This window comes from Roseobacter sp. AzwK-3b (assembly GCF_000170875.1).
GTDB lineage: Bacteria > Pseudomonadota > Alphaproteobacteria > Rhodobacterales > Rhodobacteraceae > Roseovarius > Roseovarius litoreus.
The window spans coordinates 185,770-202,408 of sequence record NZ_ABCR01000004.1 but is presented as its reverse complement, the minus strand read 5'-3'; the positions used below and the strand labels follow the sequence as shown (position 1 = coordinate 202,408).

Annotated in this window: 16 protein-coding genes and 1 tRNA gene; 6 read left to right on the top strand and 11 right to left on the bottom strand. The window is 62.9% G+C overall.

The genetic code is table 11. The features are described from left to right. Positions 1–582 precede the first annotated feature (582 nt). A complete protein-coding gene (locus tag RAZWK3B_RS09075; protein WP_007814349.1) occupies positions 583–1,233 on the top strand; it encodes a recombinase family protein in 651 nt (216 codons plus the stop codon). Between the two features lie 206 nt (positions 1,234–1,439). Here the strand turns inward: RAZWK3B_RS09075 and RAZWK3B_RS09070 are convergent. From RAZWK3B_RS09070 to RAZWK3B_RS20890, 5 genes are all read right to left on the bottom strand, one after another. Beyond that, positions 1,440–1,514: transfer RNA gene (locus RAZWK3B_RS09070), tRNA-Glu, on the bottom strand. Positions 1,515–1,714: 200 nt separating this feature from the next. Continuing rightward, positions 1,715–3,457 carry a single-stranded-DNA-specific exonuclease RecJ gene (gene recJ, locus RAZWK3B_RS09065; protein ID WP_007814347.1) on the bottom strand — a complete coding sequence of 581 codons (1,743 nt, stop codon included), beginning with the start codon at positions 3,455–3,457 and terminating at the stop codon, positions 1,715–1,717. A 15-nt stretch (positions 3,458–3,472) separates the two neighbouring features. After that, on the bottom strand, positions 3,473–4,435 hold the full coding sequence (gene glpX, locus RAZWK3B_RS09060; RefSeq protein ID WP_007814345.1) for a class II fructose-bisphosphatase: 963 nt from the start codon (positions 4,433–4,435) through the stop codon (positions 3,473–3,475). An 88-nt stretch (positions 4,436–4,523) separates the two neighbouring features. Beyond that, positions 4,524–5,810 (bottom strand): homoserine dehydrogenase, encoded by a 1,287-nt coding sequence (locus tag RAZWK3B_RS09055; RefSeq protein ID WP_037295528.1) that lies wholly within the window; start codon positions 5,808–5,810, stop codon positions 4,524–4,526. A gap of 88 nt (positions 5,811–5,898) precedes the next feature. Beyond that, entirely contained in the window at positions 5,899–6,195 is a 297-nt protein-coding gene (locus RAZWK3B_RS20890; RefSeq protein WP_007814340.1) for a hypothetical protein, read from the bottom strand. A 106-nt stretch (positions 6,196–6,301) separates the two neighbouring features. Between RAZWK3B_RS20890 and RAZWK3B_RS09045 the strand changes: the two genes are divergently transcribed. Continuing rightward, positions 6,302–6,910, top strand: coding sequence for a TetR/AcrR family transcriptional regulator (locus RAZWK3B_RS09045; RefSeq protein ID WP_007814339.1), 609 nt, complete (start codon positions 6,302–6,304; stop codon positions 6,908–6,910). A 117-nt stretch (positions 6,911–7,027) separates the two neighbouring features. Here RAZWK3B_RS09045 and RAZWK3B_RS09040 read toward each other — a convergent pair whose 3' ends face one another. The 3 genes from RAZWK3B_RS09040 to RAZWK3B_RS09030 all read right to left on the bottom strand — a co-directional run bounded on the left by RAZWK3B_RS09040 (position 7,028) and on the right by RAZWK3B_RS09030 (position 9,821). Beyond that, positions 7,028–7,699 carry a response regulator transcription factor gene (locus tag RAZWK3B_RS09040; RefSeq protein ID WP_007814337.1) on the bottom strand — a complete coding sequence of 224 codons (672 nt, stop codon included), beginning with the start codon at positions 7,697–7,699 and terminating at the stop codon, positions 7,028–7,030. Between the two features lie 249 nt (positions 7,700–7,948). After that, positions 7,949–8,284: a hypothetical protein gene (locus tag RAZWK3B_RS09035; protein WP_157132209.1), complete on the bottom strand. Its 336-nt coding sequence runs from the start codon at positions 8,282–8,284 to the stop codon at positions 7,949–7,951. Positions 8,285–8,909: 625 nt separating this feature from the next. After that, the gene (locus tag RAZWK3B_RS09030; RefSeq protein WP_007814335.1) at positions 8,910–9,821 is read right to left on the bottom strand and encodes a pirin family protein; all 912 of its coding nucleotides are present in this window, start codon (positions 9,819–9,821) and stop codon (positions 8,910–8,912) included. Between the two features lie 305 nt (positions 9,822–10,126). Here RAZWK3B_RS09030 and RAZWK3B_RS09025 point away from each other — a divergent pair, with 305 nt between their 5' ends. Beyond that, entirely contained in the window at positions 10,127–10,630 is a 504-nt protein-coding gene (locus RAZWK3B_RS09025) for a hypothetical protein (RefSeq protein ID WP_007814334.1), read from the top strand. A gap of 24 nt (positions 10,631–10,654) precedes the next feature. Here RAZWK3B_RS09025 and RAZWK3B_RS09020 read toward each other — a convergent pair whose 3' ends face one another. Genes RAZWK3B_RS09020 through RAZWK3B_RS09010 form a run of 3 tightly spaced genes read right to left on the bottom strand, consistent with a single transcriptional unit; the run spans position 10,655 to position 13,528 of the window. After that, positions 10,655–11,230 (bottom strand): TadE/TadG family type IV pilus assembly protein, encoded by a 576-nt coding sequence (locus RAZWK3B_RS09020; RefSeq protein ID WP_007814333.1) that lies wholly within the window; start codon positions 11,228–11,230, stop codon positions 10,655–10,657. Positions 11,231–11,234: 4 nt separating this feature from the next. Then, a complete protein-coding gene (locus RAZWK3B_RS09015) occupies positions 11,235–11,768 on the bottom strand; it encodes a TadE/TadG family type IV pilus assembly protein (RefSeq protein ID WP_007814332.1) in 534 nt (177 codons plus the stop codon). Further along, positions 11,765–13,528 (bottom strand): Tad domain-containing protein, encoded by a 1,764-nt coding sequence (locus tag RAZWK3B_RS09010; RefSeq protein WP_198133273.1) that lies wholly within the window; start codon positions 13,526–13,528, stop codon positions 11,765–11,767. Before RAZWK3B_RS09010 ends, RAZWK3B_RS09015 begins: the two co-directional genes overlap by 4 nt. Before the next feature lie 388 nt (positions 13,529–13,916). Here RAZWK3B_RS09010 and RAZWK3B_RS09005 point away from each other — a divergent pair, with 388 nt between their 5' ends. The 3 genes from RAZWK3B_RS09005 to RAZWK3B_RS08995 all read left to right on the top strand — a co-directional run bounded on the left by RAZWK3B_RS09005 (position 13,917) and on the right by RAZWK3B_RS08995 (position 16,631). Beyond that, positions 13,917–15,347 (top strand): Glu/Leu/Phe/Val family dehydrogenase, encoded by a 1,431-nt coding sequence (locus RAZWK3B_RS09005; RefSeq protein ID WP_007814330.1) that lies wholly within the window; start codon positions 13,917–13,919, stop codon positions 15,345–15,347. Between the two features lie 129 nt (positions 15,348–15,476). Continuing rightward, complete coding sequence (locus RAZWK3B_RS20185) at positions 15,477–16,241, top strand: methyltransferase (protein ID WP_157132208.1); 765 nt, start codon at positions 15,477–15,479, stop codon at positions 16,239–16,241. A 75-nt stretch (positions 16,242–16,316) separates the two neighbouring features. After that, positions 16,317–16,631, top strand: a complete 315-nt coding sequence (locus RAZWK3B_RS08995; protein ID WP_037295517.1) for a hypothetical protein — start codon at positions 16,317–16,319, stop codon at positions 16,629–16,631. Positions 16,632–16,639 lie beyond the last annotated feature (8 nt).

Sequence of the window (16,639 nt, the reverse complement as noted above, 5' to 3'; positions counted from 1 at the left end):
TTAAGTGGGGCAAATGCACCCGCATAGGATGTAACGAAAGGGGCCTTGTGGACTGCCGAATCGGTTGCCTCTGTCAAGGAAGTTTCGTTGGCCTCCATAATACAATAGCAACCTTTTTCGGGATTTGTTGCAAAAATTCTGCCAATATGCGTCATAATGTCGCGTTTTGATGGGTTGACTGTGGTAGTGAAATGTAGGCCTCTATAATACTATAGAAACCTTTTTTGGAGTTTGTAACACAACTTTTTCGCGACCTTGCACAAGTCCTTGTATGCATTGGATTCATTTTCAGGCCCAATTTCCTATCGGGGGCTATTTCCTACTGCGGGGGGTGCGACAGCACGCTGTCTAGGGGATTTCGCGTGGGGGTGGAAATCCGACAAATGTCGGAATAATCCCATCAGCAAAGTGGCAATGGTGCAAATGCCCCAACGGTTCCACCAGCCCAAATGTCCCGACGTCGGGAGATTTCACCCAAGACAGAACTTCACGTCGACGTGACATTTCCCAATATATAAAACGAGTCCAACGTTGAATATTTATAAATAAGGGTGTAGTCTGGTGGAAACCGGAGGAATCGCCATGAAACAGTTCGTTGTCTACTACCGTGTCAGCACCCGTCGCCAAGGGGACAGTGGCCTTGGTCTGGACGCCCAGCGCCGTGACATCGACCTCTACCTCGACACCTACGCTGAAGTCCCGTTCGAGGTGATAGGCGAGTTCACCGATATGAAGTCTGGCAAGGATGACGACAGGCCCGAACTGTGGAAGGCCATAGACCTTGCAGAGAAGACAGGTGCCACGCTGTTGGTTGCCAAGCTGGACAGGCTGTCGCGCAAGGTGGCCTTCATCGCCAATGTGATGGACAGGAAGCGTCTGGACCTGAAGGTGTCGTCCATGCCCCACGCTGACAAGTTCCAGCTGCACATCTATGCCGCCCTTGCGGAACAGGAACGTGAGTTCATCAGCCTTCGCACCAAGCAAGCCCTCGCACCTCTGAAGGGGACAGGAAAGCTGGGTGGCAACCGTGGCAACATCGACAAGGCCAATGAAGCTGCAAGGACCACAGCAGACGCCCACGCCGCCAAGGTGATGGACACCATCAAGCCCCTACGCGATGCAGGAAGGACGCTTCAGCAGATTGCAAACACGTTGAACCGTTCGGGGGTGACTACAGCCCGTGGTGGCAAGTGGTATCCCACGACAGTGAAGAACGTTCTCGCAAGGGTGTGATGGTGTAGTTGGGCCGTGGGACCCCCCAGATTCTGACGCTGAGGGAATCTTGGGCTTGGTTTCCACCTCGGAATCCAAAGGAAAGAAAATACCTTTCAGTTTCCGAAGGGCAAATTTGCCTTGCGATAAACCTACGGGGAAAACCTATGGGGAAACGTGTTCCGCCGGGTTCATTTAAGTCAATAAAATAAGGGGATTTAACCAAGTGGCAGCCCGTAGGGGAATCGAACCCCTCTTTCCAGGTTGAAAACCTGGCGTCCTAACCGATAGACGAACGGGCCACTGTTGCGCGTGAATGGCTATCTAGAGAAGTGACCTGACCTGTTCAAGCAGTTTTTTCACCAATAACCACAATTTCCGAAATGCCGGGCAGGTGAGCTGTCTGCGCCGTTTTCGGGGGATGCGATCCGCTCTGTTCGTGACGTGTCGGGAGCCTTGGAGCCGCCTGTGGAGTGCCGGGAAAAAGGGCCGCGTGTCGGTGTCAGGCAGGAGCCGCGTCTTCCAGCTGGAGCTGCGGGCTGCGGCGCCCGCCCCATTCGTTGATCCCGATCCGACCAGCCAGATGGAACCGCGCGCCGCCATGCGACATCAGCGCCTGCCCGAGCGGGCTGTCGAAGGCGCCGAAGGCGATGGCGTCAAGCTGACCGGACAATCCGTCGCCGAAGCGCAGTTTCAAATGCGCATCGCCCACGCGTTTGGCAAAACCGATCTGCATGTCGGGAAAGACATAGCGCGGCCCCGGCGCGCCTGCGCCGAAGGGGCCGGCGGCTTCGATCCGCTCGACCAGTTCGACCGTGGCGGCGCCGGGCATCAGGACGCCATCAAGCCGCAGATCGGCGGGGCCTGCGGCGCCTGATCCTTGCCGGTCGAGCAACTCGGAGAGGCGCTCCATCGCCGCCTCAAGCCGATCGCGCGCCACGGTGAGACCCGCGGCCATGCGGTGCCCGCCGCCCTTGATGAGCAGGCCCTCGGCGGCAAGACGCTGGATCGACGCGCCCAGATCGACGCCCGATATGGACCGGCCCGAGCCTTTTCCCTCGTCGCCATCCATGCCGATCACGATGGCGGGGCGGTTCGTCAGTTCCTTGAGGCGCGAGGCCACGATCCCCACGACACCGGGATGCCAGCCTTCGCCCGCGGCCCAGACCAGCGGCGCGTCCAGCCCGCGTGCCTCGGCCTGGGCGAGGGCGGCGGCGCGCACGCCGGCTTCGATGTCGCGACGCTCGGAATTCAGCTGATCCAGCCGTTCAGCGAGGGATCGCGCCTCGGAGATGTCGCGGGTCGCCAGCAGCCGCGCGCCCAGATCGGCCTTGCCGATCCGCCCGCCGGCATTGACACGCGGGCCCATCACGAAACCAAGGTGATAAGCCGAGGGCGCCGTATCGAGCCGCGCCACATCGCTGAGCGCCACAAGGCCCGGACGGTCGCGATGCGCCATGATGCGCAGACCCTGCCGGACAAAGGCACGGTTCACGCCCCTGAGGGGCGCCACATCGGCCACGGTCGCCAGCGCCACCAGATCGAGCATGGCCATAAGGTCGGGGCGTGTCTCGCCACGCTCGCGCAGCTGCCGCCCTGCTTCGACCAGCATCAGGAACACGACGGCGGCAGCACAGAGATGCGCCAGATCGCCGGTCTCGTCCTGCCGGTTGGGATTGACCACCGCGAGCGCGGGCGGCAGCGTCTCGCCGCCCAGGTGGTGATCGAGGATCACGACATCCGCGCCACGTGCGGCTGCGATGGCGTCATGGCTCAGCGTGCCGCAATCGACGCAGATGATCAGGTCATGGGCCGCCGCAAGCTCGGCCATGGCGGGTTCATTGGGGCCATAGCCCTCGTCGATCCGGTCGGGGATATAGAGCGTCGCGGCAAGGCCCATCTGGCGCAGCCAGTCGATCAGCAGCGCCGCGGATGAGCCGCCATCCACGTCGTAATCCGCGAAGATCGCGATGCGCTCGCGGGCACGCACCGCCGCGATGAAGCGGCCGGCGGCGGTTTCCATGTCCCGAAGGCTGCGCGGATCGGGCAAGAGGTCGCGCAGCGACGGCTCGAGATAGGGTTCGGCCTCGGTTTCGGGCACGCCAAGCCGCGCGAGCGTCTGGCACAGCGGACGGGGCAGGCCGGTGGATTGGGCCATCGCTTCGGCGCGGCGCTCGACCTCGGCGCCGGGACCGATCCAGCGCCGCCCAGTCAGCGACTGCGCGATGCCGAGATAGGTGTCCACCCCCGCCCCGCCGGATCAGCGGGTGGGGTTGCGGTAAATCATCCGGCGCAGCGAGCCGGTCTTGGACCGCATCAGCACGGTTTCGGTTTCGACGTAACCGGGGCGGCGCTTGATGCCCGACACCACCGAGCCATCGGTCACGCCGGTCGCCGCGATGATGACATCGGCGGTCACCATCTCGTCGCGCGAATAGACGCGGTCGAGATCGGTGATCCCGGCCTTGGCGGCGCGGGCTTTTTCATCGTCGTTGCGGAACAGAAGACGGCCCCAGATCTGGCCACCCATGCATTTCAGGGCGCTGGCGGCCAGCACGCCTTCGGGGGCGCCGCCGGACCCCATATACATGTCGATCCCGGTCTGCTCAGGCTCGGCGCAATGCATGACGCCGGCAACGTCCCCGTCGGTGATCAGGTGGATCGCTGCACCCGTGCTGCGCACGTCGGCGATCATCTCCTGATGGCGGGGGCGTTCGAGGATGCAAACGGTGATATCCGACGGCTTGCAGCCCTTGGCCTTGGCCAGGGCTTCGACCCGTTCGCGCGGCGACATCGCGAGCGAGACGACATCGGTGGGATAGCCCGGCCCGATGGCCAGCTTGTCCATATAGACATCCGGGGCGTGCAGCAGCGTGCCGCGCGGGGCCATGGCGATCACGGTCAGCGCATTGGGCATGGCCTTGGCGGTCAGGGTCGTGCCCTCGAGCGGGTCGAGCGCGATGTCCACGCCGGGGCCATCGCCGGTGCCCACCTCTTCGCCGATATAGAGCATCGGCGCTTCGTCGCGTTCGCCTTCGCCGATCACCACGACGCCCTTGATGCTGAGCATGTTGAGCTGTTCGCGCATGGCGTTCACCGCCGCCTGATCGGCGGCTTTCTCGTCGCCGCGACCGATCAGGTCGGCACAGGCGAGGGCCGCAGCCTCGGAGACACGGGCAAGGCCCAGAGACAGCATGCGGTCGTTGAAATCGGCGGCGGTCATGGCAAATCCTTGTTTGATGCAAGTCGCATAAGCATTAGCGGCAGCACCCTTTGCGCACAAGTGGCGCGGGTCTTTCGTATGCCTGCGGTCAGACGGTTTCTATTCTCAAGGCAACAGGCTCGGTGGCCACCACGTCCAGCCGCGACATGGCATCAAGGGCCGCATCGAGCGCGCTGCGGGTGGTCTTGTGGGTCACGATCAGCACAGGGGCGGTGGTGTCATCGTGGCGATACTGGCGCATCCGGTCGATGGATATTCCCGCCTCGCCCAGCACCGCGGCCACCTTGGCCAGAGCGCCGGGTTTATCCTCGAGCGCCATGCGCAAGTAGTAGGGGGCGGGCGTCGCACCGAGGGCGCTTTGGGCTTTTTGCAGGCCCTTGGCGGGCTGTCCGAAGGTCGATACGCGGCAGCCGCGGGCGATGTCCATCACGTCGCCCATCACGGCGCTGGCGGTGGGGCCTTCGCCCGCGCCGGGGCCGCGCAGGACGATCTGTTCGACCATGTCGCCCTCGAGCACCACCATGTTGGTGCCGCCCTCGAGCTGACCCAGAGGGCTGTCGGCGGGGACAAGACAGGGCGACATGCGCTGTTCAAGCCCACGGCCCGTCATCCGGGCGACGCCAAGCAGCTTGATGCGGTAGTCCATATCGGCGGCATGGCTGATGTCGGCGATCGTCACCTTCTCGATGCCTTCAAGATCGACCGCGTCGAAATCGACCTGCGTGCCGAAGGCGATGGAGGCCAGCAAGGACAGCTTGTGACCGGCGTCGATGCCGCCCACGTCGAGCGTTGGATCGGCTTCGAGATAGCCAAGCTGCGCGGCCTCGTCGAACACCGTGTCATAGGGCAGGCCCGCCGATTGCATACGGGTCAGGATGTAGTTGCAGGTGCCGTTCATCACGCCCATCACACGGGTGATCTCGTTGCCGGCAAGGCCTTCGGTCAGCGCCTTGATGACCGGGATGCCGCCAGCCACGGCGGCTTCGAAGCGCAGCACGCGACCGGCGTTTTCTGCAGCGATTGCGAGAGCCTGACCGTGATGGGCCAGCATCGCCTTGTTGGCGGTGACCACGTCCTTGCCCGCGGCGATGGCAGCTTCGGTCGCGGCCTTGGCAGGCCCGTCGCTGCCGCCCATCAGCTCGACGAACACATCCACATCGTCGCGCGTGGCAAGGGCGACAGGATCATCCTCCCATGCGTAGTCGGACAGGGTCACGCCGCGGTCCTTGTCGCGGGTGCGTGCGGAGATGGCCGAGATGGTGATGGGCCGTCCGGCGCGCGCGGCCAGCAGGCTGGCTTTCTGGCGGACGATCTTGACGACGCCGGTGCCGACGGTCCCCAATCCGGCGATGCCAAGGCGCAGGGGGTCTGTCATGTCGGTCTCCATTCGTCGCTTCCGGGGTGGTATGGACGCGCGATGTAACGGGTTCGACGGGGCCTTGCAACGCAGGTTTTCAGGGGCCTTACCTTTCCTGCACGCCACGGGCCATGCGGTCGCGGGTGTCGGGGTCGATCACGGCGCCGCGAAGGGTGGCGGCGCGGGCGCGGAGGGTGGCGGTGCGGGCGTCGATTTCGCTGCGGTCTTCGTCGCCGAGGTCGGGGGCCGGAGCGCTGGCGCGAAGAGTTTCAATGGGCACAAGTTGGGGATAGGGCGCGTCGCGCAGGGCGGGGTCAATCGCGTCGTCAAGGGCGGGAAGCTGCGTGCAGCCCGCCGATAGAAGGGCGGCGAAAGCCAGGAAAACAAGGGTGCCGGCGCGCATGGATCGGACCTCGGGACAGGTGTGTTGTCTCTCTCTTGCCACTGTTTGAGGGGCGAGGGCAAGCGAGGGCTTTGATCTGAACGGGTGTTCAGATAATTTGCCCGTCATGGCCAGAACCCAAGGATCGCATTCCGACATCACCGGCCCGCGGGTGCGGGAGGCGGCGTTGCGCCTTTTTGCCCGAGAGGGCTATGCTGCTGTTTCCATGAGACAAATCGCCGGTGAAGTGGGGGTGCAGGCGGGGGCCTTGTACAATTACACGCCCGACAAGCAGACCCTGCTTTTCGATCTGATGAAGGCGCATATGGATGATCTTCTGACAGCCTGGGAGGCGGAGGCGGCGCCCGAGCACCCGCTGGAGGCGCTGGAGCGGTTCGCAAGGTTCCATATCCGGTTCAATACCGAGCGGGCCGATGCGGTCTTTGTCTCCTATATGGAGCTGCGCAATCTGAGCCCGGAAAATTTCGAGGTGATAGAAGGGCTTAGGCGGCGCTATGAGGATCAGCTGGAGCATATTCTGCGGCGGGGCGTGGCGCTGGGCCTGTTCGATGTGGCCGAGCCGAAGATCACCACGATGGCGGTGATTGCCATGTTGACCGGTGTGAATACATGGTTTCGGGACGGGGGGCGGTTGAGCCTGCCGGATGTCGAGACGATCTATTGGGATATGGTGCGCCGGGCGGTGACTCCGCAACCTGCTGCGAATCGCAATTAACGCACGGAAAATGCAGGAAAAACCCGTTCGGTATCACGTCGGTATGACGTCGGTATCGCGTCGGTGCGGGATCGGTGCCGGGCGCCCTGTCGCCAAGGGTTAACCGACCGCGCGCCGTCAGATCAGATCGAGCCGGTTCGCACGCACAACCGCATGGGTGCGGTTTTTCGCCTGCAGCTTGGCGCAGAGCGTGCGCATGACCATCTTCACCTGGCTTTCGGTGATGCCGAGTTCCTGGGCGATTTCCTTGTTGGTGCCGCCGTCGGAGGCCAGTTGCAGGATGCGTTTTTCGCGATGCGTCAACGCCTCGTTGCGGGGGCGGGCGGGTTCGACCCAGTTGTGATGCAGTTCGGAATTGATATTGGCGGGAATGAACACCTCGCCGCTCTGGATGAGGCCGATCGCGTTGACAAGCGATCTGAGGCTCTGGCCATGCGAGATGATGCCGTCGGCGCCCTTGCTCAAGGCGTTCTTGGCCAGGTTCGTGTCGACCTTGTGGGTGAAGAGCACGATTTTCGAGTCGCTGCTGGCCCGGGCGGCCTGTGACAGCGCATCGAGCCCCTTGATGCCGGTATTCGCCGGATCGAGCAGGATCACGTCGGGAATATTGCCATCGGCGACAAGGCTGCGCACCTCGTCTATGGAGCCTGCGACGGACACATCGAAACCATATTCAGTCTTGAGAAAATGCTGGATGGCTTCCGAGATCATCCGACTGGTCGCAACGAGGCAGATGGATGTCTCGTCACTTGGATTGGTCGGCTTTCGACCGGATTGCGCGATGTTCATGCGTCCTCCTGGGGACTGGGCTTTGCAATAATACTCGATGACCCTACCGCAACATCGCCGTCGGTGAGATGAGCCCGACGGCCACCACTCGCACGCCACCACCAAACACACTCATAGCGAGAATGTCAACCGTTGGACTTTCCTTTTTTGGGTGTCGGCAGGTTTCAGCGCAAGGCCTGGAGACGGTCGCGGTGGCGGATTTTGGGGAGGGGGGACGCGGGCAGCTCAGGCCCGCCGCGCGATGCGCCATCATGCCAGCAAGACCCGAGGCTGGCGCTGCGTCCGCCATAAAAGATTGTTGACATGCATCATGCGCACCGCCGTTTCGATCACGTCATAGGAGGCCGCATCGGGTAGGGCCACATCGCAGATCGGGAGATCAGGGTGTGGTGCCGGGCTGATGCCTGCGCCTGCCGATACGAGCATCACCTGCGTCTCAGGGTGACGCATTCTGAAGGTGGTGAGGCGGTCGATCATCGTGTCCGGGTCATCCATGGCATAGCGCGCCACCACCAGCCAGCCGGGGGCCTGGTGATCTTGGGGCCGGGTGTCACGCAGAGCGCGCATCCCGCTGATCTTGCCCATTCCGAGATCCGCCCGAGCGCCCGGATATCCGGCGTCATCAGCAGCGCATCGCGAGGCGGCGCCCATCGCGGGGTGTGCGGGGGGTAGCGGGAGCAAGACGATATGCGGCAGGGCATCGGTCGTGGTTCCTGGACAGGCGGCGGAACGCAGCATTAGCATGCGGCGGGGGCCGCGTCCCTTGGGCGATCAGGTCGGCGGGCGCGCATTCGGTGCAAGGCTGACACATCGCGCGGCTGGAGGATCAAATGAGCGGCGGCGTATCGATCGCGCGGCTCGGCGCGCGAGCGCCCGGTGGGGGGCTTGCCTGCAGCGGTCCGTAGGGCAGGCGATGCGCGCACCACCCGGACCAACGCGCGGGATGCGGCGGCGCATTGCGAGTATTTGGGGAACGGTGAAGGGATGGGGGCGCGCGCGGCGCGATGCAGGGCGGATGCAGGGGCCCGCGACGTGACATCGGGCAGGCGGGTATCGGGTGGGCGGGTATCGGGTGGGCGGGTGTCGATCCGGACGCTGCCTTGGTGGAGGGGATGCGGCTGGTGGGGTTGGGGCAGGCCGGAGGCGTGTATGGAGAGGAAGAAGGCCGGTCCCGAAGGACCGGCCACGCGGCGCGTTTCGGCAAGTGCCGTCAATGCGCGGGTTTGATGAAGGTGCCGTTGCGCAGCTCGGCCATGGCCTGTAGCAATTCCTGCGCGGTGTTCATCACGATCGGGCCGTGCCAGGCGACCGGCTCCTGGATGGGGGCGCCGGAGATCAGCAGGAAGCGGACCCCGTCGGGACCGGCCTGCACCGTTACCTCGTCGCCGGTGCCGAAGCGCACCAGCGTGCGGTCGCCCGAGAGGTCGCGGATATTGACCTCTTGGCCCATGACCTCTTTTTCCAGCAGGATGCCGGTGGGCTGGCTGGCATCGGTAAAGGCGCCGGAGCCCGCGAACACATAGGCGAAGGCACGCCGGTAGGTGTCGACCTTGAAGGTTTTGCGGGTGCCGGGGGGCACGGAGATATCGAGATATTGCGGATCGGCGGCGATGCCGTCGACCGGGCCTGTGCGGCCCCAGAAGCTGCCGACGATCACCCGGACGCGGGTGCCGTCGTCATCGGTCACCACGGGGATGTCGGGGGCTTTGACGTCCTGATAGCGCGGCGCGGTCATCTTGAGCGCCGAGGGCAGGTTCGCCCAAAGCTGGAAGCCATGCATCTGGCCGTGGCTGTTGCCGCGCGGCATTTCCTGATGCAGGATGCCCGATCCGGCGGTCATCCATTGCACATCGCCCGCCCCGAGCGTGCCGGTATTGCCCAGGCTGTCGCCGTGATCGACCTCGCCTTCGAGGACATAGGTGATCGTCTCGATCCCGCGGTGGGGATGCCAGGGAAAGCCGCTGGCGTATTTCGCCGGATCGTCGTTGCGGAAATCGTCGAAGAGCAGGAAGGGGTCGAGCTCGGAGGGGGAATGAAAGCCGAAGGCGCGGTGGAGATGGACGCCCGCGCCCTCGAGCGTGGGTTGGGCGCGGCGGGTTTCGAGTGTCGGTCTGAGGGACATGGGAGTGGCTCCTTTCGGGGCAAGAGATATGCCGGGACGCGGCCCGCGCAATGGGGCGATCTGTGAGCGGATGAACGCAAGCTGTGCGCGGGGGACAACAGGTGCTGGCACGCAGCGGTGCCGTGCTGCGAAACCCCCTCGCGTCCGGGGCGGTTTCGGGCTAAAGCGTGTCGCGAAAAGCCTGACCCAAAGATTTTCGCGGCATGCAGTGCTTTGTTCAATCGTTGCACGCGGTCCGCCTTTAGCTGATGCCTCAGGTCAAGGGCGGACCGCTTCAAGCCGCAGCGGCAACTTGGGAGAGATGGATGGCGGACGAGGTTCTGGCGGTTTTGAAGGCATCGCCCCCGCGGCGGGTGCTTGGTGTGGGAACGGTGCTGATGCTGGGCGCGCTGGCGGTCTATGTGGCGCTGTTCGAGCCGCCGGGGCATCCGGGCTGGACCGCGTTCCTGATCGTGCTGGGGCTGACGGCGCTGTGGCTGAGCAACAAGATGCGCCATGCCACGATGGCGCATCTGGAGCTGACGCGCAGCGAGCTGCGCAGCAGCACGGGCGAGGTGCTGGTCCGGGTCGCGGATGTCGAGCAGTTGGAGCGGGGGGCCTTGGCGTTCAAGCCGTCGAACGGGTTCATGCTGAAGCTGAGAGCCGGGAGCGACGCCGGGCCACGGCGTTGGGAGCCGGGCCTGTGGTGGCGCATGGGGCGGCGCGTGGGCATCGGCGGCGTGACGCCGGGATCGCAGGCGCGGGTGATGGCCGAGCTTCTGACCCAAATGATGGCGCAGCACGCGGCGGAGCAGCAGGACAAGCGCTGAACCCCGGGCGGGGCGAATGCGGCGTCAGCTGCTCGGCGTGCAGCTGGGGCATTGGATGTTCTCCACGAAGCGCGGGCCGGTGAACACACGGGTCGTGACCGGGACCGAGGGCTCGAAGCCGGCATTGAGGCGCGGCTCGTAATTCGACCAGCTTTCGACGATGATGAGGTGACGGCCATTGCCCAGAGTGGGCAGGGATGCGTGATCGGTCGCGACATCGGAGGTTTGCAGCGGGCTCATCGGGCCTGTGCCGCGGATCTGGGACCAGACAACGGAATATTCATTCGTCGACGAGTCGAAGGTGACGACGGTCACACGCAGCTGATTTTCCCCAAGATCGTTGGTGAACTCGTCGAACAGCTGTTTGGCGCCATCCAGAAAGGGCTGATCGATGACCGCCTGTTCGCGCGAGATCATGTCGGTGACCGTATAGGTCGCCTTTTCGCGGACGCTTTTGTAGCGATACATCTCGAAGATCTCGAAGGTTGCCTGAAGCGCCCAGAACAGGATCGGGACGATCACCACGGCCTCCACGGTGATCGTGCCCTGGACACCGTCGCGAAAGCGCAGCAGGAAGGATTTGAGGCGGGCATATGTCATCGGATCATGGCTCGTTCACGAATGCGGAGACGGAGACGACAGCGGATTGCCCGCTGGAATCCTTTTGCAGGGCACGGCCCAGAACGGCGTCGGGCATCAGGGGGTCGTATTTCAGGCAGGCCCGCAGGATCATCAGATCGTTGCGCTGACCGGGTGTGAACTGGTTGACAGGCGCGGTCGGTTCGGCCCGATCCGTGCAATCCGCGACCGCATTCAGCCCGACATAGGCCCGCGGATCGATCGGCCGCATTTCGAGGCGCAGGTTTTCGGTGCAGTTGCCGCCGAGCCGAGCGAAGTCGCAGACCATGTTCTTGATCGTTGGATGGTTGGGCGGTGTCGCATAGCCCAGCCGGATCTGCCGGACGGTCAGATCGAGACCGCGTTCCAGCATGGCATGGCGCAGAGTGATGAAGCTGAGCTCGAGTGCGAAGATCAGGAACATCATGAAAACCGGGAAAATGATCACGAATTCGATCGACGCATTGCCGTCTTCGGCACGTCTGAACCGCCGGAGACGTCCGGACAGGGCGCGGATCATTGGGTCAGCCTCAGTTTCTGGACATTGGCGGCGATCGACCCGAACGCCTGGCTGATGTTCAGCGTGGTCGCATTGAAGTGCTGCGACGGGGAGGAGGCGCAGTTCTCGAGCCGGTCTGCGGCGCTGTCGAATTCGCCCATCTCGAAGGCGATGGTGTAGACGACGATGCCCTTGGACTTGGTGGCGCCACAGATGTCGGCCATGCGGTCGTCCTTGGTTTCGGGCGCAATGCTGCCGGTGCCGTTTTTCGAGAACATGTTGTCCGGCGCGTAATCAAAGGTGGTTCGGGAGTAGAAATCGGGCGTCATCAGGCCCCATGCCTCTTCCCAAGACAGCCGCTCCTGACTTTCGAAGTTTGGCAGGGTGGTGGGCAGGGCATCGAACTGGGCCGGGGTGAGATACACGCCGTTGGTGATGTCGGTATAGTCGTTCCAGTAGGTCGAATAGAGGTAATAGTTGGTGATGTCCTCGGATTCGTAGACGCAGACCCAATAGCCCGTGTTGCAGTTCATTTCGCTGTAGGCGATGAAGCTCGGGTTGAAGACGAAATACCGGTATTTGAACACGTCGTCGGTATACTGGACCCTGTAGAGATTTGAGTCCGGTCCGCGGTAATCCGGCTGGGTGTGATTTTCCACTATATCGGGGTTCATCAGGCCGTTGGGGTCGTCGAGGCCATAGGTCCAGTCATTGGCCCCATCGCCCATGACGATGGCCACTTTCAGTACCTGTCCGGTCGAATAGAGCGCGGGCGTGTTATTGATCGATGGATCGACGATACTGTAGGTCACGAGATTGCCGCTGGAATCCGTTTTGGTGCGCGTCTGCTGCAGGCTGCTGACCACGGGCGCGAAGGCCGGGTCCAGAAGGCCGGCGGCCCATTTCATGCCCAGATGCGTCGAAGTACTGCCTGCAGCCTTGAGGCTGTCGATCTTGTTGTGCAGCGCCGTGACCGAGTTGGAATAGGGCAGGATGCGGAAATACTCATCCGTGTAGCAGGTGCGGTCATAGGCCGTGTTTGTGACGGTCGGATCACCGATGCCGATATTGCCGAATGACCCGGTGAGCGAGGTATAGATCGTCTGCCCGTAGCTGCGCGCCGGGTCGATGGCGGTTTTCTCGAAATCGGACTCGAGAAAGTCGATGCAGGTCGAATAATTGTGGCGGACGTCCACCGAGAGCGCCTCGAACATCTCGTCGCTGGGGGTGACCGACCAGCTGTAGGGCACGATCGAGATCGTGGTGGTGCCCTGATCCGAGGCGCTCATCACGTCGGTGACGAATTGCTTGGCGGCGGATTTCATCTTGGTCAAACGCTCGCCCGCCATGGAGCCGGAGACATCGAGCGCGAGCACGATTTCCATGCGCGGCGCGGCGATGGCGGCGGTGGCGCCGCCGGCGGTCGTCAGAGTGTCCACGCCGGACAGGCGCATCAGGAAGGTGTCCATCTCGAGCTCGACCGAGGCGGAGACGCTTTTGGCATTGAGCGATGCGACGATATCCGTTTCGGGATCGATGGTGTTGAGATACTGGCTCAGATCCGCTGCGTCGAAATAATCCTCGACGATGAGTTTCACATCCGCGGCGGTGGCATCGGCAGGGGCGCCCGCCCCGGCCAGAACCGCGCTGTCGAGCGTGGCTTGTAGATGGGTGCGCGCCATCTCGTGGCGCATGGTGTCGATGCCCAGACCGGCAACGGCGAGCATGACGACGAACAAAAAGAGCGACAGAATTGTTATGGCCCCATCGTCACGTGTCACAAAACGCCCGGCGGTGCGAGAAATGCGCATGCCGTTTGAGGGGGTCTTGCGGATGGATGGGGTAATTCCCAAGCCAGACATAGCATCACCTTTGGTTTGCAGAACACTTTGAATAGGCAGTCGAGCGTTAATATCTGTGCGATCCTAGTGACAAAATTAAGGCTGAATCCAGAGTTATTTCGTCATTTAACCCCATGATGTGAGACAGTTTTTACCGTTTCTCAAAGACTGTTTCTGAATCCTTGCAAAATGCCGGAGAAAACAGGCGCAGGAGATTCGCCCGGCCCATGGGTGGACAAAAAAGTCGCTGACCTTCACGGTGGTTTAACGCCTATCTGGCACAGCGTTTGCAACATCACGGAGCAGAACCGGGGAAAAGGAACGTCTGATGAAACACCTGAATGAGCCGTCGTTTCGCGAAAGCGTGGACCTTATGTTCAACCGCGCTGTCGCGCTGATGGACCTGCCCCCCGGGCTTGAGGAAAAGATCCGCGTCTGCAACGCCACCTATACGGTGCGCTTCGGCGTGCGGCTGCGCGGGAAGATCCAGACCTTCACCGGATATCGCAGCGTGCATTCGGAACATATGGAGCCGGTCAAGGGCGGTATCCGCTATGCGCTGTCGGTCAATCAGGACGAGGTCGAGGCGCTGGCGGCGCTGATGACGTATAAATGCGCGCTGGTCGAGGCGCCGTTCGGCGGATCGAAAGGCGGGCTGTGCGTGGACCCGCGCGAATGGGACGAGCACGAGCTGGAAAGCATCACCCGGCGCTTTGCCTATGAGCTGATCAAGCGCGACCTGATCAATCCCAGCCAGAACGTGCCGGCACCGGACATGGGCACTGGCGAACGCGAGATGGCCTGGATCGCGGATCAATACCGGCGCATGAATACCACCGACATCAATGCGCGCGCCTGCGTGACCGGCAAGCCGCTGAATGCCGGCGGCATCGCAGGCCGTGTCGAGGCGACGGGACGCGGCGTGCAATACGCGCTGCGCGAGTTTTTCCGACATCCCGAGGACATGGCCGCCGCCGGCCTGTCCGGATCGCTGGACGGCAAGCGCGTGATCGTTCAGGGCCTGGGCAATGTGGGCTATCATGCCGCCAAGTTCCTGCGGGAAGAGGATGGCGCGGTCATCACCGGCATCATCGAACATGACGGCGCGCTTTACAGCGATGAGGGTCTGGACGTCGAAGCGGTGCGCGCCTGGATCATGAAACATGGCGGCGTGACCGGCTATCCCGACGCCACCCATACCGCCGAGGGGGCTGCCGTGCTCGAGCATGAGTGCGACATCCTGATCCCGGCGGCGATGGAAGGGGTGATCAACATGGGCAATGCCGAGCGCATCAAGGCGGCGCTTATCATCGAGGCGGCGAATGGCCCGGTCACCGCCGGCGCCGATGAAGTGCTGCGCAAGAAGGGCACGGTCATCATTCCGGATATGTATGCCAATGCCGGCGGCGTGACGGTGTCCTATTTCGAATGGGTCAAGAACCTCAGCCATATCCGCTTTGGCCGGATGGGCCGCCGCCAGGAAGAGGCGCGGCATCAGTTGATCGTGGACGAGCTGGAGCGGCTGGACCGGCATCTGGGCGATGCCTGGGTCATGAGCCCTGACTTCAAACAGAAATACCTGCGCGGCGCGGGCGAGCTTGAACTGGTGCGTTCGGGTCTCGATGACACGATGCGCATCGCTTACCAGTCGATGCGAGAGGTGTGGCATGGGCGCGAGGATGTGACCGACCTGCGGACCGCGGCCTATCTGGTGTCGATCAACAAGGTTGCCGCAAGCTATCGCGCGCTCGGGCTATAGGCGATCGGGGTTAAATAAAAAAACAACCTTAGATTGCAAATCCGACGCGCAATGTCTATCAGTCAACGGTGGCCGTGATGGTATGGCCGCCGTAAAAATCCCGGCATGAGCGGCATGGGTTGGGACCAGATGACTGACAGGACGCCAGACGAGACGGCCCTTGATGCGCGCTATCGAGCATGGCTCAAGAAGAATCCGGGCAAGAGTTTTTCGGAATATTTCGACGGATTTCACGTCCCGAAGATCATGGCGGGGCATCCGCATGCCTCGTTGGGGCGCAATCTGACGACGGGGGATTGGCGGGTTTCGGGCAAGGGTTCGTTCCGTCGTGTGTGTGACGCGTTCAGCTGCGTGACCGGTGCGAAGGCTTTGCCGAAGGACAGTGTGGTCTGCGAGCTGGGCTGCGGCACCTTGCGGATCGGCGCGCATTTCATCGACCATCTTGGCCCGGGCCGGTTCGCCGGGTTGGATATCTCGCAGGCGCTGATCGACGAGGGTCGCACCGCTTTTGCGGAGCTGGTGCGCGCCAAGCGCCCGGTGCTCGGCACGTTCGACAACACCCTGGAGGCCGCTGCAGACCTGTGCCCTGATCTTGTCTTTGCCTTCAACGTGGTGTGCCATGTCCATCCGGACGAGGAAGAGACCTTTTATGACAGGCTGCTGGCACTGGCGCACAAACCCGGCTGTGTCGTCGTGCTTCAGGTGGTGACCCATCCCGAGCCGATACGCTATCAGGAATCCGGCTGGGCCAGACCTGTGGAGGACTATATCGACCGCATGGCGCCGCTGATCCATCACCGGCATGATCGGGACCTCATCAAGACCGGCGAGAAGGGTGGTCGCGAGATCGAGTCTCGGCTGCTTGCCTTCCGACGTCCGGCACAGGATGTCTGAGCTGCGATCCAAGAGGGTTGCGGCGCCTGGCCGTGGCTGACAGGATGCGGGCGACAGAGGATGAATGAGGGTCTCATGCTGCATATTCTTACAGTGTCCTGTGGGCTTGCCGTGCTGGCCGGAGCGGCCTCGGCCGAGACCGCCGCGCAGAAGGCCGAACGCTGCGCGGCGCAGGCCGATATCGTCACATCGGCGGTCGATGCCCGCCAGGAGGGGCGCGATGCACAGGCCACCAAGGCGATGATGGAGGCCGCCGACAGCGGTATTCCTGCCAGATACGCGCCCGGTATCACGCCGCTGGTGGAGTGGGTGTTCACCCTGCCGGAAGATCAGTTGGCGCTCGATGTCGGCGGCGCGTTTGAAAAACAGTGCCTCGATTTCAGCCAGTAGCGGGAATG